This is a genomic window from Dermatobacter hominis (assembly GCF_020715685.1).
GTDB lineage: Bacteria > Actinomycetota > Acidimicrobiia > Acidimicrobiales > Microtrichaceae > Dermatobacter > Dermatobacter hominis.
On the sequence record NZ_CP085840.1, the window covers coordinates 195,530 to 217,809 of the forward strand.

The 22,280-nt window shown below is 73.6% G+C and carries 19 protein-coding genes; 16 read left to right on the top strand and 3 right to left on the bottom strand.

Annotated features, from left to right (window positions below):
• Positions 1-78: 78 nt before the first annotated feature.
• Complete coding sequence (locus tag LH044_RS00965) at positions 79-1,179, top strand: DNA glycosylase AlkZ-like family protein (protein ID WP_227757926.1); 1,101 nt, start codon at positions 79-81, stop codon at positions 1,177-1,179.
• Here LH044_RS00965 and zwf read toward each other — a convergent pair.
• Positions 1,176-2,636: a glucose-6-phosphate dehydrogenase gene (zwf, locus tag LH044_RS00970; protein WP_374210659.1), complete on the bottom strand. Its 1,461-nt coding sequence runs from the start codon at positions 2,634-2,636 to the stop codon at positions 1,176-1,178. The genes LH044_RS00965 and zwf overlap by 4 nt on opposite strands.
• 177 nt (positions 2,637-2,813) lie before the next feature.
• On the opposite strand from zwf, the gene LH044_RS00975 reads away from it, so the two are divergent.
• From LH044_RS00975 to glgX, 9 genes are all read left to right on the top strand, one after another.
• The gene (locus tag LH044_RS00975) at positions 2,814-3,806 is read left to right on the top strand and encodes an alpha/beta fold hydrolase (RefSeq protein WP_227757928.1); all 993 of its coding nucleotides are present in this window, start codon (positions 2,814-2,816) and stop codon (positions 3,804-3,806) included.
• Positions 3,807-3,898: 92 nt separating this feature from the next.
• The gene (locus LH044_RS00980; RefSeq protein ID WP_227757929.1) at positions 3,899-4,408 is read left to right on the top strand and encodes a hypothetical protein; all 510 of its coding nucleotides are present in this window, start codon (positions 3,899-3,901) and stop codon (positions 4,406-4,408) included.
• 166 nt (positions 4,409-4,574) lie between these two features.
• The gene (locus LH044_RS00985) at positions 4,575-5,726 is read left to right on the top strand and encodes an acyl-CoA dehydrogenase family protein (RefSeq protein ID WP_227757930.1); all 1,152 of its coding nucleotides are present in this window, start codon (positions 4,575-4,577) and stop codon (positions 5,724-5,726) included.
• Between the two features lie 11 nt (positions 5,727-5,737).
• Positions 5,738-7,636, top strand: a complete 1,899-nt coding sequence (locus tag LH044_RS00990) for a potassium transporter Kup (protein ID WP_227757931.1) — start codon at positions 5,738-5,740, stop codon at positions 7,634-7,636.
• A gap of 129 nt (positions 7,637-7,765) precedes the next feature.
• Entirely contained in the window at positions 7,766-8,536 is a 771-nt protein-coding gene (locus LH044_RS00995) for a thiamine diphosphokinase (protein WP_227757932.1), read from the top strand.
• Between the two features lie 38 nt (positions 8,537-8,574).
• On the top strand, positions 8,575-9,696 hold the full coding sequence (locus LH044_RS01000) for a thiamine ABC transporter substrate-binding protein (protein ID WP_227757933.1): 1,122 nt from the start codon (positions 8,575-8,577) through the stop codon (positions 9,694-9,696).
• 74 nt (positions 9,697-9,770) lie between these two features.
• Positions 9,771-11,387: an ABC transporter permease gene (locus tag LH044_RS01005; RefSeq protein ID WP_227757934.1), complete on the top strand. Its 1,617-nt coding sequence runs from the start codon at positions 9,771-9,773 to the stop codon at positions 11,385-11,387.
• Between the two features lie 56 nt (positions 11,388-11,443).
• Positions 11,444-11,926, top strand: coding sequence for an SRPBCC family protein (locus LH044_RS01010; protein WP_227757935.1), 483 nt, complete (start codon positions 11,444-11,446; stop codon positions 11,924-11,926).
• A gap of 13 nt (positions 11,927-11,939) precedes the next feature.
• Positions 11,940-14,099 carry a glycogen debranching protein GlgX gene (gene glgX, locus LH044_RS01015; protein WP_227757936.1) on the top strand — a complete coding sequence of 720 codons (2,160 nt, stop codon included), beginning with the start codon at positions 11,940-11,942 and terminating at the stop codon, positions 14,097-14,099.
• A 21-nt stretch (positions 14,100-14,120) separates the two neighbouring features.
• Here glgX and LH044_RS01020 read toward each other — a convergent pair whose 3' ends face one another.
• Positions 14,121-14,915: an ABC transporter ATP-binding protein gene (locus tag LH044_RS01020; RefSeq protein ID WP_227757937.1), complete on the bottom strand. Its 795-nt coding sequence runs from the start codon at positions 14,913-14,915 to the stop codon at positions 14,121-14,123.
• Positions 14,912-15,415 carry a MarR family winged helix-turn-helix transcriptional regulator gene (locus tag LH044_RS01025; protein ID WP_227757938.1) on the bottom strand — a complete coding sequence of 168 codons (504 nt, stop codon included), beginning with the start codon at positions 15,413-15,415 and terminating at the stop codon, positions 14,912-14,914. Before LH044_RS01025 ends, LH044_RS01020 begins: the two co-directional genes overlap by 4 nt.
• A 220-nt stretch (positions 15,416-15,635) precedes the next feature.
• On the opposite strand from LH044_RS01025, the gene LH044_RS01030 reads away from it, so the two are divergent.
• The 6 genes from LH044_RS01030 to cysS all read left to right on the top strand — a co-directional run bounded on the left by LH044_RS01030 (position 15,636) and on the right by cysS (position 22,136).
• Positions 15,636-16,976 (top strand): hemolysin family protein, encoded by a 1,341-nt coding sequence (locus tag LH044_RS01030; RefSeq protein WP_227757939.1) that lies wholly within the window; start codon positions 15,636-15,638, stop codon positions 16,974-16,976.
• Positions 16,973-18,034 (top strand): hemolysin family protein, encoded by a 1,062-nt coding sequence (locus LH044_RS01035; protein ID WP_227757940.1) that lies wholly within the window; start codon positions 16,973-16,975, stop codon positions 18,032-18,034. The genes LH044_RS01030 and LH044_RS01035 overlap by 4 nt, the downstream gene beginning before the upstream one ends.
• Before the next feature lie 37 nt (positions 18,035-18,071).
• On the top strand, positions 18,072-19,442 hold the full coding sequence (locus tag LH044_RS01040; RefSeq protein WP_227757941.1) for a phosphotransferase family protein: 1,371 nt from the start codon (positions 18,072-18,074) through the stop codon (positions 19,440-19,442).
• Positions 19,439-20,215, top strand: a complete 777-nt coding sequence (locus tag LH044_RS01045; protein WP_227757942.1) for a PIG-L deacetylase family protein — start codon at positions 19,439-19,441, stop codon at positions 20,213-20,215. The genes LH044_RS01040 and LH044_RS01045 overlap by 4 nt, the downstream gene beginning before the upstream one ends.
• Positions 20,216-20,227: 12 nt before the next feature.
• Positions 20,228-20,884: an NADPH-dependent F420 reductase gene (gene npdG, locus LH044_RS01050; protein WP_227757943.1), complete on the top strand. Its 657-nt coding sequence runs from the start codon at positions 20,228-20,230 to the stop codon at positions 20,882-20,884.
• Between the two features lie 109 nt (positions 20,885-20,993).
• Positions 20,994-22,136 (top strand): cysteine--tRNA ligase, encoded by a 1,143-nt coding sequence (gene cysS / locus LH044_RS01055; protein WP_227757944.1) that lies wholly within the window; start codon positions 20,994-20,996, stop codon positions 22,134-22,136.
• Positions 22,137-22,280: the final 144 nt, after the last annotated feature.

Here is a 22,280-nt window from a genome sequence, read left to right on the forward strand (position 1 = left end):
CGGCCCCTGCCCAGCGCGCGCGTGACGTGTTCAAGCGCTGTTCACACGCCGCGCCCGGCCGGGGTAGGTGGTCGGGTCATGACGTCGAGCGGTGACGATCGGAGCCGGGCGTTGGCTCGGCGGCTGCGGGCGCACGGCCTGGACCGGCGCAGCGCCGAGGACGACGTCGCCGTGGTCGGCTGCGGGTTCCAGGACGCCGGCGAGGGCACCGCTCCGGCGTCGCTCGCGCTGCGGGTCGGAGCCGACGCCCTCGTGGACGCCGATGACCCCGCCGGTGCGCCGCTGGACCGGCGCTGGGCGGTCGCGATGACGCTGCGAGGCGTCCCGCACCTGCACCGCCGAGCCGACCTGCCGTCCCTCCGGGCGGCGATGGCGACCACCGACCGGGACGACCTCGAGGCGGTGTGCGGGCCGCTGCCCGACGGCGTGGACGACGTCGAGGACACGGTGGGCGAGGTGGCCGCCGCGCTCCAGGAGGCGATCGGCGAGGGCGACCGCACGAAGGCGGAGCTGTCCCGTGCCGGCAGCGCCGGGCTCCGTCCCGTGCTGGTGCCGCACTGCGAGCGGTGCGGCACCGCCCACGTCATCGACGGGCTCTTCCGCCTGGCCACCCTGCGGGCCGGGCTGGAGCTCGTGGCCGGTGCCCGGACCCAGACGTTCCGGCGCTGGCGTGACGTGACGGACGACCCGGGCCCGGAGCCGCCGCACCCTCGGACGGTGGCCGCCGCTCGCACCCGCCTCGTCGGGGCGGCGACCGCGTCGGCCGCACCGTGGGACCGGGACCAGCTGGCCGCCTGGATCGGCTGGCACCCGCGCTCGGTCGTCGCAGCGATGGAGGGCGACGGCACGCCGCCGCCCCGGTCCCGCTCGCTGCGACGGCACGCCCGACTGCTCCCGGCCCGCGACCCCTGGCTGCGGGGGAGCGACCGGGACCTGCTGCTCGGTCGCCACGCCGACCGTCGTGGCGACGTCTTCCGGTCGCTCGGCGCCCCCGGGGTCGTGCTGGTCGACGGCGAGGTCGTCGGCACGTGGCGGCAGCGGAAGGCCGGGCGCCGCCTCCGGGTCGAGCTCGACGCGTGGCGGCGGCTGACGGCGGACGACCGCGACGAGCTCGACGAGGACGCCGCAGTGGTGGCCCGCGCCAGGGGGCTGGCGCCGCCCGACGGGATCGCCGGCTAGCCCTTCTCCCTCCAACGGCGCTCGAACGGGAGCCGCCAGGTGTGCGGGGCGATCATCGAGTGCATCGCCGTCGGACCCCACGACCCGCGCCGGTACAGGTGCACCGCCGGCGGATCGTCGAGCAGCGGCTGCGACACCTCCCAGAGGCGCTCGATGCCCTCGGCGCTCGTGAACAGCGTCTGGTCGCCGTGCATCGCGTCGTAGATGAGGCGCTCGTAGGCCTCGAGAACGTGCTCCTCGTCCTCGGTCTCCTGGAGGGCGAACTGCAGGCTCAGCTTGTCGAGCACCATGCCGGGCCCCGGGCGCTTGCCGTAGAAGGACAGCGAGAGCTTGGGCGAGTCCGACAGGTCGAAGGTCAGGTGGTCGGGTCCGTAGCTGCTGACGTTCGACTCGGCGGGGAACATGCTGCGCGGCGGTTCCTTGAAGGCCACCGACACGATGCGGGCCCCCTCGGCCATCTCCTTGCCGGTCCGCAGGTAGAACGGCACGCCGGCCCAGCGCCAGTTGTCGATCTCGCAGCGGAGCGCGACGAACGTCTCGGTCTCGGAGTCGTCCGCCACGCCCGGGGTGTCGCGGTAGCCCTCGTACTGGCCCCGGGTGACGCACTGCGCGTCGAGCGGGAGCATCGAGCGGAAGACCTGGTCCTTCTCCTCGTTGATCGCGTCGGGCTCGAGCGCGGTCGGCGGCTCCATGGCGACGAACGCCAGGATCTGGAAAAGGTGGGTGACGACCATGTCCCGGAACGCCCCGGCCGAGTCGTAGGTCGTGCCCCGGGAGCCGACCGACAGCGTCTCGGGCACGTCGATCTGCACGTGGTCGATGAGCTGGCGGTTCCAGATCGGCTCGAACAGGCCGTTGGCGAACCGGAAGGCGAGGATGTTGAGCGCCGCCTCCTTGCCGAGGAAGTGGTCGATGCGGAAGACCTGCTCCGGGTCGAAGATCTCGTTGACCGTCGCGTTGAGCGCCCGCGACGTCTCGAGGTCGAAGCCGAACGGCTTCTCCATGACGATCCGGGCGCCGTGGTTGAGCCCGGTGGCGCCGAGCGTGCGCACCACGTCGGGCGCCGCCGCCGGCGGGATGCTGAGGTAGTGGAGCAGCCGGCACTCGCCGTCGAGCTGCGACTCCATCTCCCGCACCCTGGTGACGAGCCCCGACGCGCCGGCCGACATCGGGACGTAGCCGAGCTCGGCCGAGAACGCCTGCCAGTCGTCGGGGTCGACGCCGCCGCGCACGAAGTCGCGGGCGGCGTCGAGCGCCATCTCCCGGAACCCGTCGTCGTCGAGGTCCTCCACCGAGGTGCCGAGGATCCGCGTCTCGGGGAGCATGCCCGCCCGGTGGAGTCGGAAGAGGCCGGGCAGCAGCTTGCGGCGGGCCAGGTCACCGGTCGCGCCGAACAGCACGATGACGTGGGGGTGCACGCCTCGCCCCAGCGGCGCCGAGCGCGTGGGAGCCGTCAGCGTCGCGCCGTCGAAGTGCGGTCGAGGTGCGCCGTCGGCGGGCGCGGTGGGGTCCAGGGCGGTCACATACCCACGCTCCGGAAGGGGTGTTACGGCGATGTTGCCCCGGGAGGGAGAATCCGTGAACCGGGCGCCGGGACCGCGAGGCGGCGCGCTCGCGCCGGTACGATCCGCGCCGTGGCGACGGGTGGTGCGAGTTCCTGGTCCAGACGGGCACGCCGGCGAGACGACGGGAGCGAGCTGTGCTTCCGGACCGTCCACGGCTACCAGCGGGCCTACCGGATGGCGGGCTCCGGTCCGCCGATCCTGCTGATCCACGGCATCGGCGACGAGTCGAGCAGCTGGATGCCGGTGCTGCCCGCGCTGGCCGAGCGCCACACGGTCATCGCCCCCGACCTGCTCGGGCACGGATCGTCGGACAAGCCCCGTGCCGACTACTCGGTCGCGGCGTTCTCGAACGGCATGCGCGACCTGCTCGACGTGCTCGACGTCGATCGTGTGACCGTGGTGGGTCACTCGCTCGGCGGGGGTGTGGCCGCGCAGCTGGCCTACCAGTACCCGGAGCGCGTCGAGCGGCTCGTGCTGATCGGCACCGGCGGCGTCGGGCGTGAGGTCAGCCCCGTGCTGCGGGCCGCGGCGGCACCGCTGTCGGAGCTCGGGATGGCGCCGCTCATGGTCCCCGGCGCCAACGAGGTCGTCGGCGCGGTGCTCGGCGTGCTCGGCCGGCTGGGCCTCGACATCGGCCGGGACGCTGGGGAGGTGGCTCGGGTCCTGCGGGGCATGCCCGACCGGCGCCAGCGGGCTGCGTTCGGCCGCACGCTGCGGGCCGTCGTCGACCGGCGGGGACAGCTCGTCACGATGCTCGACCGCGCCTACCTCGCCGAGTCGATGCCCGTGCTCCTGGCCTGGGGCGACCACGACGGGATCATCCCGGTCGAGCACGCGCAGCGGGCGCACGAGGCCATGCCCGGCAGCCGGTTGTCGATCTACGAGGGCGCCGGGCACTTCCCGCACCACGCCGATCCGGACCGCTTCGTCGCGGAGCTGAACGCCTTCGTCGACGAGACCCGGCCCTACCTGTCCGACCGACGGGCCCGGCGGCGGCTCCTCCTGCAGGGACCGGGCGGCGTCGCCGTCGACGAGCCCGAGGAGCCGGCGCTCCTCGGCTGACCGCCCCCGGTCCCCTGCGAGAACTCCGAGGGCCGTTCGAGAAACGTGTCAGGAGACCCTCACATCCCGATGTCGGGCGCCGATGGGAGGGCGTGGCACGACGAGAGACGACCAGCGCAGTCCTGGCCTCCGGAGGGAGGCTCCCGGTCCTGGTGATGCGGCGCGACGAGCACGACGCCGCCGTGATGACCCGGCACCTGCGGCACTCCAACCGGCTCGACGTGTCGGTGGTCCGACCTCCCGACCTGGTCCGCACGCCGTTGCGGTGGCCCGAGGACCCGAGGATCGTGCCGCTCGCGCTGTGCGTCCTGTTCCGCGACCGCCCGTCCACCGTCGCGGCGGCCGAGCGGCTGGTCCACCACGTCGGCGAGGTGCCGGTCATCGGCGTGCTCGACGTGCCGTACCCCGACGCCGAGACCGCCGACATGGCCGCCGACCTCGTCGGTGCCGGCGTGGAGGACGTGGTCGACATCGACCACCTCACGCCGCTCGTCCTGGAGCAGATCGTGGTCGCGGCGATCGACCGCCGGGTGTCCGGCGTGCTGCACCTCGGCGACTCGATGCCGCTCCCCGGCGGCGTCGCCACCCGCGCCATCGGCTGACGTCGTCGACCACGGCCGGGGGCGCCGTCGCGATCTCAGGACGGTGGCGCGGTTCGGATAGCCTGCGTCGGACTTCCCTGGGGGCCGCCAGCGGGAGCGCCCTCCAGCCCCGGACCCATGGGTCCAGCCCCGGTCCCACGGGGTCTCGTCAGACGCAGGAGAAGCAGTGCTCCAACTGACCGAGGAACACCAGCTGTTCCGCCAGACCGCGCGCGAGGTCGTCGAGAAGGAGATCGACGCGTACGCCGACGACTGGGAGCGCGCCGGGGACTTCCCGGCCCACCAGCTCTTCCGGCGCTTCGGCGAGCTCGGCCTCCTGGGCGTCGAGTACGACCCGGCCTACGGCGGCGGGGGAGCGGACCACTCGTTCACGATGATCCTCGGCGAGGAGCTCGGGCGGGCCGCCTCGCTCGGCGTCTCGATGGCCATCACGGTCCAGACCGACATGGCCACGCCCGCGCTGCACCGGTTCGGCACGCACGAGCTGAAGGAGCGGTACCTGCGCCCGGCGATCGCCGGCGAGCACGTCGCGGCGATCGGCGTCTCCGAACCCGACGCCGGCTCCGACGTCGCCGGCCTTCGCACCCGGGCCGTGCGCGACGGCGACGAGTGGGTGATCAACGGCACCAAGCTCTGGATCACGAACGGCACCCAGGCCGACTGGATCTGCCTGCTGTGCCGCACCTCCGACGAGGGCGGCTATCGCGGCATGTCGCAGGTGATCGTGCCGACCGACGTGGATGGCTTCTCGGTCAGCCGCAAGCTCGACAAGCTCGGCATGCGGGCGTCCGACACCGCCGAGCTGAGCTTCGACGACGTGCGGGTGCCGGTGTCGAACACGATCGGCGAGATCGGTCGCGGGTTCCAGCAGCAGATGGCCCAGTTCCAGAACGAGCGCATGATCGCGGCGTACCAGATGGTCGGCGCCACCGAGCTCGCCCTCGAGCGGACGATCGCCTACCTGAAGGAGCGCCAGGCCTTCGGCGCCCCCCTGCTGGCCAACCAGTCGCTGCAGTACGAGCTGGCCGACATCGCAGCCGACCTCGACATGGCCCGCCACCACAACTGGGCCGCCGTCGCCGCGGCCCTCCAGGGCGAGGACATCACCCGACAGGCCACCGTCGCCAAGCTGAAGACCGCCCGCCTCGCCCGGCGCATGGCCGACGTGGCCGTGCAGTTCCACGGAGGCATGGGCTACGTCGAGGAGAACTGGCCGGCCCGCTTCTTCCGTGACACCCGCCTGTGGTCCATCGGGGGAGGTGCGGACGAGGTCATGCTCCGCACCCTCGCCCGCATGAACGGCATCGTCGGCGACTGAGCCTTCGCGAAGTGTCCGTCGTACGACGCAAGGACCGCGTCCACCCGGCCAAGGTGGGCGCAGGCGGGGCAGCGCTCGCGCTGGGCGCGCTCGGGGTGGTGTTCGGCGACATCGGGACGAGCCCGCTGTACGCCTTCCGCGAGACGTTCGAGCACCACCACATCCCGGTGGACCGGGCCAACGTGATCGGGGCCTGCTCCCTGGTGCTGTGGTCGATGATCCTCATCGTCACGGTCAAGTACGTGGTGTTCATCCTCCGGGCGGACAACCACGGGGAGGGCGGCATCCTCGCCCTCACCACGCTGGTCGTGGGCGACCGCAAGAAGGTCACCGGCGTCATGGCGACGCTCCTCCTGCTCGGCCTGTTCGGCATGGCGCTGCTCTACGGGGACGGCGTGATCACCCCGGCCATCTCGGTGCTGTCGGCGACCGAGGGCCTCGAGGTCGCGAACGAGTCGTTCGCCGCGTGGGTGCTGCCGCTCGCCGTCGTGATCCTCATCGGCCTGTTCGCGATCCAGAACCGGGGGACGGGCACGGTCGGCAAGCTCTTCGGGCCGATCATGTTCATCTGGTTCGCGGTGCTGACGGTCCTGGGCATCAGCCGGATCGTGGACGACCTGTCGATCTTCGAGGCGGTCAACCCGGTCCACGCCGCCGAGTACCTGACCAGCAACGGCTTCGACGGCTTCCTGTCCCTGGGCTCGGTCTTCCTGGTCGTCACCGGCGGCGAGGCGCTGTACGCGGACCTCGGCCACTTCGGCCGCCGGCCCATCCGCATGGCGTGGTTCGCGGTGGCGTTCCCGGCGCTGACGCTGAACTACTTCGGCCAGGGCGCGCTGCTGCTCGACGAGCCCGAGGCGATCTCGAACCCGTTCTTCCTGATGGGCCCCCAGTGGGCCCGTTGGCCGCTGGTGGTGCTGGCGACGTTCGCAGCGATCATCGCCTCGCAGGCGCTGATCTCCGGCGCCTTCTCGATGACCGTCCAGGCGATGCAGCTCGACTACCTGCCCCGCATGACCGTGCGCCACACCTCCGCCGACCACGTCGGCCAGGTGTACCTCCCGCTGCTCAACTGGCTGCTCGCCGCAGGCTGCATCGGGCTGGTGCTCGGCTTCCAGCAGTCCTCCGCGCTGGCGGCGGCGTACGGGATCGCGGTGACCGCCACGATGTTCGTGACGACGCTGCTCTTCTACAAGCTGCTCCGGCTGAACTGGGGCTGGACCGCACCGCGCGCACTGGCGCTGTGCCTGCCGCTCGGCGCCCTGGAGCTCGGCTTCTTCGGCGCCAACGTCTTCAAGATCCCCGCGGGCGGCTGGTTCCCGCTCCTCGTGGGCGCGCTGATCATGATCGCCATGACCACGTGGCGGACGGGCCGGCGGGTGGTGGCCGAGCGCCTCAGCGTCGGCCGCGTGCCGATCAAGGACTTCATCGCCCGCCTTCCCGAGGACATCGCCCGGGCACCGGGGACGGCCGTGTTCATGTTCCGCGGCGACGGCGTCGCGCCGCCGTCGCTGCTGGCCAACACGAAGCACAACCGGGTCCTGCACCGTCGGGTGATCCTGCTGTCGGTCGTGACCGCCGCGGAGCCCTACGTGCCGGAGTCGGACCGCGTCGAGATCGAGGAGTTCGGCCGCGGCCTCTGCCAGATCACGCTGCACCACGGCTTCATGGAGGAGCTCAGCGTCCCGCAGGCCATCGACCGGCTCGAGATCGGCGGCGCCGAGCTCGACGTCAACGACGTCACCTTCTTCCTCGGACGGGAGACGGTGATCCCGAGCGAGATCGTCTCGATGGCGCCCTGGCGGGAGCGTCTGTTCGCGTTCATGCTGCGGGCCGCGGCGTCGGCGTCGCGGTTCTTCAAGCTGCCCCCCGAGCAGGTCGTCGAGGTCGGCTCGCAGGTCGAGATCTGACCGCGGCCGTCGGATAGGGTCGGGGCACCAACCGAATCCGGGGAGCTCGGGACACCGGGCTGAGAGGGTGGCTGCAGACGCCACCGACCCGTCTGAACCTGAACTGGGTAATGCCAGCGGAGGGAGCACATGGACACGTCCGACGTGTTCGCGGGGGTCGCCACGCACGTGGTGTTCGCCGGTGGACCACCACCCACTCCCGACGAGCGGTCGCAGCTCGTCGACCGGTTGGCCACCGTGCGGATCAGCCGCACCGTGGCCGCCGACAGCGGCATCGCGCTGGCCGACGCGCTCGGCGTCGGTGCACCGACCGGCCCGGCGCTCGACGTCGTGCTCGGCGACATGGACTCGGTGGACCCCGGACGGCTCGAGCGGGCCTCCGCCGAGGGCTCGGCGGTCGAGCGGTTCCCCGCCGACAAGGACGCCACCGACCTCGAGCTCGCGCTGGACGATGCCGCGGCGCACGCCGTGCCCGGCGACCGCCTGGTCGTGGTCGGCACGACATCGGGCCGCTTCGACCACGTGCTGTCGACGTTGCTCGTGCTGTCGGCCCCGGCGTACGACGCGTTCGAGCGGGACGCCTGGCTGGGCGGCGAGTCGATCCACGTCGTCCAGGGGGCGCGCCTGCTGCGCCTCGGGGCGGGGACGACCTTCTCGGTGCTGCCCGTCCACGGCGACGCGCTCGGCGTGACGGCCCGGGGCGTGCGCTGGGAGCTGCACGCCGAGGTGCTCCCGGCGGGGACGAGCCGGGGGGTCTCGAACGTGGCGGCGCGGGACGTCGTGGGGATCGAGGTGGCCGACGGCACGGTGCTCGTCGTCGTGCCGTCGGACCGGGAGCGCCCCGACGGGACGGGCGGCGCCGACGCGCTGCAGATCGACGACGCGGAGGAGGCTCGGTGAGCGGGCGACGGATGGCACGGATGGCACGGGTGGCACGGATGGAACGGGTGGACGGGCGGCGCGCCGGCGCGGGCAGGGCGCCGCGCCCGCACCGCAGGCGGCGGTGGCCGGTCGCGGTGGCGGCGCTCCTGGCGGTGGCGCTCGCACCGGTCGCCTGCACCGACGACGCGGACGGCGGATCGGGGTCGGGCTCGGGCGGCGACGACGAGGTCGTCCGGCTCGTCACCTACGACTCGTTCGCCCTGCCAGAGGAGGCCGCGGCGGCGTTCGAGCAGCAGACCGGGGCCACGATCGAGCTCGTGGCGTCGAGCGACGCGGGCGGGATGCTGACCAAGGCGCTGCTCGCGGCCGGCGCGCCCGAGGGTGACGTCATCTTGGGCATCGACAACACGCTCGCCACGCGCGCCGGCGAGAACGGCCTGCTCGAGGCATTCACCCCGTCCGACGACCGGACCGACGAGGCGCTGCGCCTGCCGGGCGAGCTCGGCGGGCTGCTCACCCCGGTCGACCGCGGCGACGTGTGCATCAACGTGGACGCGGGGTGGTTCGCGCAACGCGGCCTGGCGCCGCCCACCACGCTCGACGACCTCGTCGACCCGAGGTACGCCGACCTGCTCGTGGTCACGAGCCCGGTGACCTCGTCGCCGGGTCTGGCGTTCCTGATCGGCACGATCGACGAGTACGGCGACGGGTGGAGCAGCTGGTGGGAGCGGCTGCGCGACAACGGCGTGCGGATCCGGCCGAGCTGGGACGACGCGTACAACACCGACTACACGGTGTCGGGAGGTGACCGGCCGCTCGTCCTGTCGTACGCGTCCTCGCCCCCGGCGGAGGTCGTGTTCAGCGAGGGCGCCCGCACGGAGCCGGCATCGACGATCATGGCCGACTCGTGCGTCCAGCAGGTCGAGTACGCCGGCCTGCTGGCCGGGGCGGAGCACCCGGAGCTCGGGAGGAAGCTGATCGACTTCATGCTCTCAGCCGAGTGGCAGGAGGCCCTGCCGATGTCGAACTTCGTGTTCCCGGCGGTGCAGGGCACGCCGCTGCCGCCGGAGTTCGAGCGGTGGGCGGTCCTGCCGGCGACCTCCCGGTCCATGTCGGCGTCCGAGATCGGCGAGCACCGCGACGAGTGGATCGAGCAGTGGCGCTCGACCATGGAGTGACCGGGGCCGGCCCCTCAGCGCGGGCACCGGTCGGGCACCGACGCGAGGCCCGCCCGCTGGTCGGCCGGGTCGCCGTGGCGCTGGTGGCGGTGGCGGTCGCCGTGCCCGTGTTCGCCGTGCTCGGCCGGGCGCTCCGACCCGACGGCGCGTGGAGCCTGGACGCGGTCGACCGGATCCTGTCGTCGGGGCGCACCTGGCGGCTGCTCGGCCTCACGGTCGGCCAGGCGCTCGTGTCGACCCTTCTCACCGCCGCGGTCGGTCTCCCGCTCGCGTGGGTGCTGGCCCGCTACCGGTTCGCCGGTCGGGGGCTCGTGCGCACCGCGGCGATGGTGCCGTTCGTCCTGCCCTCGGTGGTGCTCGGCTCCGCGATCGCGTCGGTGCTGGGGCCCTCCGGGCTCGTCGACGCCCGCGGCACCTGGTGGCCGGTGTTCGCCGCCCACGTGTGCTTCAACCTGGCGGTCTTCGTGCGGGTCGTGGGCGCCGCGCTCGACGGGCTCGACCCGTCGCTCGAGGACACGGCCCGCACGCTCGGCACGACCCCGGCCGCCGCCGCCCGGCGCGTGCTCGTCCCGGCGGTGGCCCCGGCCGTCTGGGCGGCTGCGATCGTCGTGTTCTTGTTCTGCCTCACCAGCTTCGGCGTGATCGTCATCCTGGGCGGCGGCTCGGTGTCCACCGTCGAGGTCGAGATCTGGGTGCGGGCCACGCGGCAGTTCGACCTGTCGGGAGCTGCGGTCCTGGCCGGGCTCCAGGTGCTGGCGGTGGTGGCGACCCTCGCCCTGCACGCCCGGTTCAGCCGCCGCGCCGCCCGGCCGGTCCGGTCCGGCCGTCGGTGGTCGCGCCGACCGGCGACCGCGGGGGAGCGGGCCCAGGTGGCGCTGGCGGTGCTGGCCGTCGGCATCGTCACGCTCGTCCCGCTCGGGGCCCTGGTCGAGCGGTCGCTGCGGTTGCCGGGCGGCGGCCACGGCCTCGACCACTGGCGCCACCTGGGCGAGGCGACCGCCGGCACCGGCCTCACGGTCTCACCGTGGGACGCCGTCGCGTTCTCGCTCGTCTCCGCGGTGCTGGCGACCGCCTTCGCCGTGCTGGTCGGGGTGCCGGCGGCGCGGGTGGCGGCGCGCCGACCCGGCGGCGCGGCCGACCGGATCCTGCTGCTGCCCCTCGGCGTGTCGGCCACGACGATCGGCCTCGGGATCCTGCTCGCGGTGGGTCGACCGCCGGTCGACCTCCGCCGGGCGTGGTGGCTCGTCCCGGCCGCGCAGGCTCTGGTCGCCGTGCCGTTGCTGGTGCGCGCCGTCGCCGCCGCGCTGCGCGACCTGCCCCCGTCGGTCACGGAGGTGGCGGCGACCCTCGGTGCGGGACCGCGACGCCGCTGGTGGCGGGTCGAGCTGCCCATGGTGAGGGGTGCCGTGGTGGCCGGGGCCGGCCTCGCCTTCGTGGCCAGCCTCGGTGAGTTCGGCGCAACGGTCTTCCTGGCGCGGGCCGACCGGCCCACGGTCCCGGTCGCCATCGAGCGCCTCATGTCGCGGCCCGGCTCCTCCGGCTTCGGCCAGGCCATGGCCCTGAGCTGCATCCTCGTGCTGCTGTGCGGCGTCGTGCTGGCGATCGTCGACCGGTCGGTCGACGCCCTGGCGGGCCGGCGCGGCGCCCGGGTCGAGTCCGACGCCGCCGGCGGCATCCGGCTCGGCCTCTGACGGCGGTCGGGTCCGGGAGTGCGGGGTCGGTGCGGGACGCGGGCAGACTGTCCGACGTGGACGTCACCGCCACCCTCGCCGCAGACGTGCCCGTCGACGCCCTTTTCGACGTGGTCGAGGACCTCGGCACGTACCCCGACTGGCTCGACATCGTCTCGCGGGCCGAGCCCGTCGAGCCCCTCCCCGGCGACGACGGCGTCGGCGGGGCGGCAGCGTGGTCGGTCGACCTCCGCGGCCAGGTCGGCCCGTTCCGCCGGTCGAAGCGGCTGCGGATGGTCCGGACCCGCTGCGAGCGACCGGACGTGGTGCGGTTCGAGCGGCGCGAGCACGACGGCAAGCGCCACAGCGAGTGGGTGCTGAGCGCCGAGCTGGTCGATCCCGGCGCCGACGGCACGACCGGTGCGTTGCCGGAGCTGCGCATGCGGCTGCACTACGGCGGGAACCTCTGGGTGCCGATGCTCGACCGGCTGCTGTCGGACGAGATCGAGCGGTCGCGCCCCCGGCTGGTCCGCTACGTGAACGACCGGTCCGCCGGGTGACGGCGGCGAGCCGGTGATCTGGGCCGGCGGGAAGCTCCGCGTCTGGCCCGGCCGCCCCTCGCCCCTCGGTGCGACGTGGGACGGCGCGGGGACGAACTTCGCCATCTTCTCGGGCTCTGCCGCCAACGAGGGCGGGACGCCCGGCGAGCGGGGCGGGGTGACGCTCTGCCTGTTCGACGACGACGACGCCGAGATCCAGGTGCCGCTCGTCGAGCGGGCGGGACCCGTCTTCCACGGCTACCTGCCCGACGTCGGGCCCGGGGTCCGGTACGGCTTCCGGGTCACCGGTCCTCGGCGCCGGCCCGGCGACCTCCAGGACCCGTCCAAGCTGCTCCTCGACCCGTACGCCCGGGCCGTGGCCGGCTCGGTCCGCTGGACCGACTCGGTGCAGCCCGACCCCGACGGCGATTCGGCGATCGACTCCGCACCCGACATGCCCCGCTCGGTCGTGGTCAACCCGTGGTTCGACTGGGGCCAGGACCGGCGACCGAACACCCCGTGGCACCGCACCGTGCTGTACGAGGCCCACGTCCGCGGGCTGACCATGCTGCACCCCGAGGTCCCACCCGATTTGCGGGGCACCTACCTGGGCCTGTGCGCGCCGCCGATCATCGACCACCTCCAGCAGCTCGGCGTGACCGCGGTCGAGCTCATGCCGGTGCACCAGTTCGTCAACGACCGCCGCCTCATCGAGATGGGCCTGCGCAACTACTGGGGCTACAACTCGATCGGGTTCTTCGCACCGCACAACACCTACGCCGTCGGCGGCGACCGGGGCGCCCAGGTGCAGGAGTTCAAGGTGATGGTCAAGACCCTGCACGAGGCGGGGATCGAGGTCATCCTCGACGTCGTCTACAACCACACTGCCGAGGGCGGCGCCGGCGGGCCGGTGCTGAGCTTCAAGGGGCTCGACAACCCCGGCTACTACCGGCTCGACCCCGACGATCCGTCCGTCTACGTCGACTACACCGGCACCGGCAACAGCCTGAACATGCGCCACCCGAACGTGCTGCAGCTGATCATGGACAGCCTGCGGTACTGGGTCGAGGACATGCACGTGGACGGGTTCCGCTTCGACCTCGCCGCCACGCTCGCCCGGGAGCTGCACGACGTCGACCGGCTCTCGAGCTTCTTCGACCTGATCCAGCAGGATCCGGTCGTGAGCCAGGTCAAGCTGATCGCCGAACCGTGGGACGTCGGCGAGGGCGGCTACCAGGTCGGCAACTTCCCCGCGCTGTGGTCGGAGTGGAACGGCCAGTACCGGGACTGCGTGCGCGACCTCTGGTGCCTCGACCGGGGCGTGCTCGGCGAGTTCGCCTCGCGCATCACGGGCAGCTCGGACCTCTACGAGGACGACGGTCGCCGACCGCACGCGAGCATCAACTTCGTCACCGCGCACGATGGCTTCACGCTGTCGGACCTCGTCTCGTACGAGCAGAAGCACAACTGGGCGAACGGCGAGGACAACCGCGACGGCACCGACGACAACCGGTCTACCAACTGCGGGGTCGAGGGCCCGACCGACGACCCCGTCGTGGTCGCCCACCGCGACCGCCTGCGCCGGAACCTCATGGCCACGCTGATGCTGTCGCAGGGCGTGCCGATGGTGCTGCACGGCGACGAGATCGGTCGCACGCAGCAGGGCAACAACAACGGCTACGCGCAGGACAACGAGATCAGCTGGGTCGACTGGTCCGACCCCGACGAGGCGTTCCTCGCCTTCTGCCGGCGGCTGATCGACCTCCGGCGAGGGCACCCCGCCCTGCAGCGCCACCGCTTCCTCACCGGCCGGCCCGTGGCGGAGGGCGAGCTGCCCGACGTCGCCTGGTTCACGCCGCAGGGGACCCAGATGTCGTGGGAGGACTGGGGGCCCGACGCCCGCCAGGTCGCCATGTGGCTGAACGGCGACCTCGCCGAGATGGGGCCGCGGGGGGAGTCGATCACCGACGACACGCTGCTCGTGTGCGTCAACGCCGCCGACGCGCCGTCGTCGCAGGTCCTGCCGCCCGAGGAGTTCGCGCCGGCGTGGGCGCTCGTGCTCGACACCGCGTCGTCGGGCGACCCGCCCGCGACCCGCTACCCGGCGGGCGGCACCGTGCAGCTCGGACCCCGGACGATCCTCTTCCTCGAGCGCCGGCTCGCGCCCGCGCCCGCTCCGACACCGTCGCCCTGATCGCCGAGCGGCGGGTCCCGGTCAGGCGCGACGGGCCGAGAAGCGGCCGTCGCGGCGCTCGACCACCAGGGGGATGCCGAAGGTCCGGGTCAGCAACTCGCCGGTGAGGACCTCGCCGATCGGCCCCTGCGCGACGACCCGTCCGTCGGCGATCGCCAGCAGGTGGGTGAAGCTCGGCGGGATCTCCTCGACGTGGTGGGTGACGAGCACGAGCGGCGCGCCGTCGGGATCGGTGGCGAGCCGGTCGAGGCGGTCGACCAGCTCCTCGCGACCGCGCAGGTCGAGGCCCGCCGTCGGCTCGTCGAGCAGCACGAGGCCGGGCCGGTTCATCAGCGCCCGGGCCAGCAGCGTCCGCTGGCGCTCGCCGGAGGACAGCGTGCCGAACGGGTGGTCGGCGACGTGGCCGACGCCCTGCGCGACGAGCAGCTCGACGGCACGGACGCGGTCCTCGGCGGTGTAGGTGTGCCACCGCGGCTCGAGTGCGGCGTGGCGGCCGCACATGACGATGTCGGTCGCGCTCAGCTGGGGCCGCATGAGGTCCGACATCGCCGAGCTGACCAGCGACACGCGGGTGCGGAGGGTGCGCACGTCGGTCCGGCCGAGCGTCTCGCCCAGCACGCGCACGGTGCCGCGGCTCGGGTGCTCGTAGAGCGCGGCGATGCGGATCAGCGTGGTCTTGCCGCTGCCGTTGAGGCCGAGCACGACCCAGTCCTCGCCGGAGCCGACGCGCCAGTCGACGCCGTCGAGCAGGTCGCGCCCGTCCCGGGTGAGGCCGACGCCCGACATCTCGAGCGCCGGGCCGTCCGGCGTCGTCACGTCCGGTTCCCGAAGTGCTCCGCGAGGTAGAGGTCCATCGCCTCGTTGAGGATGTCCAGACCGTCGAGCGCCGCGGCCGCCCGGTCCTCGCCCAGCCGCCCGAGCAGGCCGGAGAGCCGCCTGGCGACGGCCGCGTCGGCCGCAGCGAGGCGGCGGCGGCCGTGCTCGGTGATCGCGAGGACGACCCGTCGCCCGTCGGTCGGGTCGGAGCGCCGCCGCACGAGATCCCGGGTGCACAACCCGTCGACGACCGAGGTGAGCGTGGACGGGCTGACCTCGAGCAGGCGGGCGACCTCGTTCGCGGGCCGGTCGACGCCGTCGACGAACACCATCACCCGGTACTGGGCGAGCGTCAGGTCGACCTCGGCGACGGCGTTGGCCGCGACCCGGGCCACCCGCACCGCGGCGCGGGCCGCGTCGGCCACCCGCGGCGCGGCGTCGGCCGGGCCGTCGTCGGCGGGGCCGTCGTCGGCGGGGGCGTCGTGGGTCGGGTCCTGCACCCGGCGAACTGTAGAAGCGGGCCAGCCCGACGGCGGAGTCGGTGACAGCCCGACGGCGGAGTCGGTGACAGCCCGACGGCGGAGTCAGTGACAGCCCGACGGCGGAGTCGGTGCCAGCCCGACGGCGGAGTCGTCCCGGCGGCAGCCCCCACCCCCGCCGGTAGTGTTCGGGGCGTGACCGCCGTCGGCGCCCGCCGCAGCACGTGAGCCCCGCCACCGCGTGAGCACCGCCCTGGGCCTGCTGGGCGTCGTCGCCCTGATCCTGGCCAACGGCCTCTTCGTGGCCGCCGAGTTCGCGCTGGTCGCGGTCGACCGCAGCCAGGTGGCCATCGAGGTGGAGCGCGGCTCGCGGGCGGCGCGCATGGTCGACGGCATCCTCCACCGCCTGTCGTACTCGCTGTCGGGGGCGCAGCTCGGGATCACGCTGTGCAGCCTCGGCCTCGGCATCCTCTCCGAGCCGGTCGTGGCGCCCGTGCTCGAGCCGCTGTTCGGCCCGCTCGACGAGTCGACCGCGGTCACGGTGTCGGTGGTGGCGGCCCTGCTGCTCACGACCGTCGTCCAGATGGTCGTGGGCGAGCTGATCCCGAAGGGGGTGGCGGTCGCCAAGCCGCTGACCACGTCGCTCGCCATGGCCGCGCCGTTCGGCTTCTTCGTGACGCTGTTCCGACCGGTGATCGCGGTGTGCAACGCGGCCGCCGACGGCCTCCTCCGCCTCGTCGGCCTCGAGCCGGCCGAGGAGCTCCACACCGTCCGCAGCCGCGACGAGCTGCACCGGCTCGTGCAGACCTCGCACGAGGGCGGGACGCTCGTGCTGCAGGCCGCCGACCTCCTCGACCGCAGCTTCCGGTTCCGGGAGAAGACGGCGGCCGACGCGCTCACCCCGCGGATGGAGATCGAGGCGCTGCCGATCGACGCCGACACCGGTGACCTGCTGCAGGCGTCCGAGACGACCGGCCTGTCACGGTTCCCGGTGACCGACGGCGACCTCGACGACATCGTCGGCGTCGTGCACGTCAAGGACGTGCTCGGCATCGATCCGGCCCGGCGCCGCAGCACCCCGCTCCGGGACCTCGTGCGCCCGGTGGCGATGGTCCCCGAGTCCAGCGAGCTCGGCGACCTGCTCGTGCAGCTGCAGGACGAGAGCGGGCAGTTCGCCGTCGTGCTCGACGAGTACGGCGCCACGGCCGGGATCATCACGCTCGAGGACCTGGTCGAGGAGATCGTCGGCGACATCTCCGACGAGCACGATCCGGCGAGCGCCGAGCCGCTGGTGCGACGGTGGCAGGGGGCCCACCTCCTGTCGGGGCGGCTGCACCCCGACGAGGTCGAGGAGGCCTGCGGCTTCGACGTGCCCGACGGGCCGTACGAGACACTCGCCGGCTTCGTGCTCGACCGGCTCGGCTCGATCCCCGAGGTGGGCGACGGCTTCACCGAGCGCGGCTGGTCGCTCGAGGTCGCCGAGATGGACGGCCGGCGGGTGGCCGTCGTGCGCCTCGTCGCGCCGCCGCCCGGCTGGTTGCCCGACGACGGCGGCGCGACCGACGGCGAGGTCGCGCCGTGAGCTGGTACTCGGTGCTCGTCATCGGCGTGCTGCTGATCCTCGGGAACGCCTTCTTCGTCGCGGTCGAGTTCTCGCTGCTCGCCTCGCGCCGCCAGCGGATCGAGCAGTGGGTCGACGACGGCCGGTTCGGTGCCAGCGCCGCGCTCCGGCAGATGCGCTCGCTCAACCTGCAGCTGGCCACCTGCCAGCTCGGCATCACCGTCATGTCGCTGCTCCTCGGCTGGCTGATCGAGCCCGCGATCGGGTCGGTCATCGAGGGGTGGTTCGAGCACAGCCCGCTGCCGAGGGCGACGGCCACGGTGCTCGGCGTGGCCGTGGCGCTGACGATCGTCGCCTTCCTCCACATGGTCCTGGGCGAGATGGTGCCGAAGTCGGTCGCGCTGACGGCCCCCGAGCGCTCGGCCGTCCTGCTCGCGCCGCTGCAGGGCGCGATCACCTTCATCGTCTGGCCGGCGGTGTGGGTGCTCGACCGGCTGTCGAGGTGGGGCACCCGGCTGCTGCGGGTCGAGCCGGCCGACGAGCTCGCCCAGGCCCACACGCCGGGCGAGATCGCCGTGATGATGCAGGAGTCGGTGGCATCGGGGGAGCTCGAGGCGACCGAGCACGTCCTGCTGAGCGGGGCGCTCGGGTTCCTCGACCGCCGCGTGACCGAGGTGATGGCGCCCGCTGACCAGCTCGTGACGGTGCCGACCACCGCGACGGTGGCCCAGGCCGAGGAGCTGGTGCACCGCTCCGGGCACTCGCGGGTGCTCGTCGTCGGCTCGTCCCGCGACGACGTCGTCGGGTTCCTCCACGCCAAGGACCTGCTGCGGATCCCCGACGACCGCCGCGACGGGCTGCTGCCCCCGGGCCTGGTGCGCGTCGCGCTGCGGGTGCGGCCCGACGACCGCTTGAGCGACCTGCTGCCGCGCATGCGCCGGGCCCGCCGCCACGTGGCGGTGGTGACCGACCACGACGAGCGCGAGGTGGACCGCGTGTCCGGTCTGGTCACGCTGGAGGACATCCTCGAGGCCATCGTCGGCGACATCCGCGACGAGTCGGACCGCGACGAGGGCTGACGAGGGGATCGGGGGACGAGGTGACCGGGGACGAACGGTGAGCGACAGGACGGACGAGCTCGCGGCCGGGTTGGCGCGGGTGCTGGCCGACCGGACGGGCACGGCGTCGACGATCCGCGACCTCACCCGCCTGTCGGGCGGCGCCTCGCGCGAGACGTGGGCCTTCACGGCGGTGGCGCCCGATGGTGCCGAGCGACCGCTCGTGCTGCAGCGCGAGCGGGCCGGCGGCAACGGCGCGGGTGGCGGCATGTCGGCCGAGGGGGCGCTCCTGCGGGCGGCGGCCGCGACCGGCGTGCCCGTGGCGCCGCTCGTGGCCACCGACGAGGGCCGTGACGAGCTGGGCGCGCCGTTCATCGTCATGGACCGCGTCGACGGCGAGACGATCGTCCGGCGCATCCTCCGCGACGACCGGTTCGCGGCGGCCCGGTCGTCGCTCGCCCGTGAGGCCGGCGCGGCGCTGGCGGCCGTGCACCGCATCGACCCCGATGCGATCGAGGGCCTCCACGAGGAGGACCAGGTCGAGCAGTTCCGGAACCTGATCGACGCGCTCGGCGAGCCGCACCCCGCGTTCGAGCTCGGCCTCCGCTGGCTCGACCGGAACCGTCCGGCGACGCACCGGCGCGGCGTCGTCCACGGCGACTTCCGCATGGGCAACCTCATCGTCGGCGAGGACGGCCTGCGGGCGGTGCTCGACTGGGAGCTGTCGCACCTCGGCGATCCTGTCGAGGACCTCGGGTGGTTCTGCGTGCGGGCGTGGCGCTTCGGATCGCCGCTGCGCGCCGGCGGCGTCGGGACGGCCGAGGACCTCGTCGAGGGCTACGTCGCGGCGGGCGGCGCGCCCGTGGCGCCCGAGGACCTGCGTTGGTGGGAGGCGATGGGCACGCTCAAGTGGGGCGTGATCTGCATCGTGCAGGCGGCCACGCACCTCGGGGGCGCGACCCGCTCGGTCGAGCTCGCCGCGATCGGCCGGCGCACGGCCGAGAACGAGGAGGACGTGCTCGAGCTGATCGCCGGCCCGTCCGACTACGAGCCCGCGCTGGCCTCCCTGCCGTCGCGGGAGGTCGCGACCGGCCCGCACGACCGGCCCACCGCTGCGGAGCTGCTCGACGCGGTCGGGGAGTACCTGGTCGAGGTGCGCGACGGCGTCGAGGGCCGGCTGGGCTTCCACGCCCGGGTGGCCGGCAACGTCGTGGCGACCGTCCGGCGCGAACTCGAGCTCGGGCCCGCCCAGGCCGCCGCCCACTCCCAGCGCCTCGCCGCCCTCGGGGTGTCCGACGACGTCGAGCTGGCCGCCGCGATCCGCTCGGGCGCGGTCGATGACCGGCTCGACGAGGTCACCGCGGCGGTGCGCGAGTCGGTGCGGGACAAGCTCGCCGTCGCGAACCCGGGCTACTGGGAGCGGCCGTGAGCCCGTCGACCCCACGCCGGGGCGGCCGGCGCGAGCGGCCGGCGGTCACGATCGTCTCGCCGCACTACGACGACGCCCCGCTGTCGCTCGGCCAGAGCCTGCTCGACGGCGCGCTGTCGCGGTGCCGCGTCCGCGTCGAGGTCGTGTTCGGGCGGTCCAACTTCACGCGGTGGTTCCACCCGACCCGGGGCCGGGCCGTGCCCGTCACCGCCTGGCGCCGGTCCGAGGAGGCGCTGGCCCAGGCCAGCTTCGGCTACCGGGTCGGCACCGCGCCCTGGGAGGAGATCGTGCTGCGGACCGGCCAGCTCGACGCCGACCAGCTGCTCGACGCGGACGCCGAGCTCGACGAGCAGCTCGTCGGCGACCTCGCGGCGTGGATGCGACGCCTGCGGGGGAGCGGTGCCGTGGTGCTCGTGCCCGCCGGCATCGGCGACCACCTGGACCACCGGCTCGTCGCCGAGGCCGGGCGGCGGCTCGCGGCCGAGCACGCGGACCGGATCGGGTTCTACGAGGACCGGCCCTACGCCTCGCTGGTCGGTGCCGACGTCGTCGCGGACCAGGTCCGGGCGCTCCGCCCGGACCTGGTGCCGGTCGACGTGTCGGGGCCGGTGGGGGAGCGGCTCCACCGCCTGCTCCGACGCTGCTACCCGAGCCAGGTGGACGAGCTGTTCGTCGGGGCGATGGACGCCGACCGGGCGTCCGGGGCCCGGGAGCGGGTCTGGTTCGCCGACGGCGAGGTGCCCTCGTGGTTGCAACTCGGAGCGTCGCCCTAGCACACTGCCCGGATGCAGATCGGTGTCCTGGGTGGTACGGGTCCGGCCGGCAGCGGCCTGGCCGCTCGTCTGGCCTCGGTCGGGTTCGACGTGGTCGTCGGTTCCCGTTCCAAGTACCGGGCCATGGAGGTTCGGGACAAGATCCTGACCCGCTGGCCCGAGCGCGAGCTGGCGATCGAGGCGGGCGACAACCACGCCGCGGCCTCGGCCGAGGTGGTCTTCGTCGCCACGCCGTGGGACGCCGCCGCGGCCACGGTGAAGGAGTGCGACCGCGAGCTCAAGGGCAAGGTCGTGATCTCGATGGCGAACGCGCTGGCCCGGGTGGGCCACGAGTTCCAGCCCCTGGTGCCGCCCCGCGGCTCGGTGGCGGCGTCGGTCCAGGCCGCGATCCCGCGGTCGCTGGTGGCGGCGAGCATGCACCACGTGCCCGCGGCCGAGCTCGGCGACATCAACCACCCGGTCGAGTCCGACGTGCTCGTGTGCTCAGACCACCCGTCCGCCACGGCGACGACGATCGACATCGTGTCGAAGATCCCCGACCTGCGGGCGGTCGACGCCGGCGAGCTCTCCAACGCTGCCCCGATCGAGGCGTTCGCGGCGGTGCTGCTCCAGGTGAACGTGAAGTACAAGACCCGCGTCGCCGTCCGGTTCACCGGCCTGCCGGCCTGACGCGGGGGCGGCCTGCGCGCCAGCGGCAGGGGCGGCCTGCCGCGTCCGGGCACCGGTCACCGGTCCTCGGGTGCGGCTGCGGTCGCTCGCGCTTGTAGCCTGCGCCACCGTGCGCCTGTACGACACCGCCCGCGAGGCGATCGTCCCCTTCGAGCCGGTCCACCACATCGTCACGATGTACACGTGCGGCATCACGCCGTACGACTCGACGCACCTCGGCCACGCCGCCACCTACCTCACCTACGACGTGCTGCAGCGGCGGCTGCGCGACCTCGGCCACGACACCCGGTGCGTGCGCAACATCACCGACGTCGACGACAGCATCCTCCCCAAGGCCCGGGAGCTCGGCGTCCACTACCTCGACCTCGCGGCGGCGGAGCTCGCCCGGTTCGACGCCGACATGGAGCGCCTCGAGATGATCCCGGCCTTCTCCGAGCCGCGGGCCACCTCGGCCATCCCCGACATCCGCGGGTTCATCGGCATGGTGCTCGACCGCGGCTACGCCTACCAGGCCGGCGGCGCCGTCTACTTCGAGGTGGCGAACTTCCCGAAGTTCGGCGCGATCAGCCACTACTCCCGTGAGCAGATGCTGGAGCTCGCCGCCGAGCGCGGCGGCAACGTCGACGATCCGCACAAGCGCGACCCGCTCGACTTCGTGCTCTGGCAGCCGTCGCTGCCCGACGAGCCGGCGTGGGACTCGCTCTGGGGTCCGGGCCGGCCCGGCTGGCACATCGAGTGCTCGGCGCTCTGCCTCCGCGAGCTCGGCACGACCATCGACCTCCACGGCGGCGGCAGCGACCTGATCTTCCCGCACCACGAGTGCGAGGCGGCGCAGTCCGAGGCGGCGACCGGCGAGCCGCTCGTCCGGCACTGGATGCACCAGGCGATGGTCCGGATGGACGGCGAGAAGATGTCGAAGTCGCTCGGCAACCTCGTGTTCGTCTCCGACCTGGCGATGCTCTGGGACCCCCGGGCCATCCGGCTCGCGTGCGTGTCGCACCACTACCGCGACAGCTGGGAGTGGCAGGGCGAGCTCATGCCCGAGGCCGCGGAGCGGCTGTCGGCCTGGGTCGCGGCGGGCGAGGGCTCCGGCGCGCTCGACCAGGTGCGCGCCGCGCTCGACGAGGACCTCGACACGCCGGCCGCGGTGGCGGCGATCGACGCCGCGGCGGCCACGGGCGTCGGCGTGTCCGAGGCCGCCGCGCTGCTCGGGGTTCGCACCGACCGGCCGGTCGCGCACCCCGTCGCCTGACCCCGGTGGACCTCGGCACGAGCGGTGACCGACACGTCGGTCACTGACCCCGAGGTCACCCAGAAACCGCCCGGAACCGGCCATCGGGCCGGTCGACCCTGGGTAGGATCACTGCCCTGACGTCAGTGACGAGCGACGTCGGAT

What these genes read in the sequence shown, in the direction of transcription:
- LH044_RS00965 (WP_227757926.1), top strand. Translation starts at nt 79, where the DNA reads ATGACGTCGAGCGGTGACGATCGGAGCCGGGCGTTGGCTCGGCGGCTG.
- LH044_RS00995 (WP_227757932.1), top strand. Translation starts at nt 7,766, where the DNA reads ATGGACACGTCCGACGTGTTCGCGGGGGTCGCCACGCACGTGGTGTTC.
- LH044_RS01000 (WP_227757933.1), top strand. Translation starts at nt 8,575, where the DNA reads ATGGAACGGGTGGACGGGCGGCGCGCCGGCGCGGGCAGGGCGCCGCGC.
- npdG (WP_227757943.1), top strand. Translation starts at nt 20,228, where the DNA reads ATGCAGATCGGTGTCCTGGGTGGTACGGGTCCGGCCGGCAGCGGCCTG.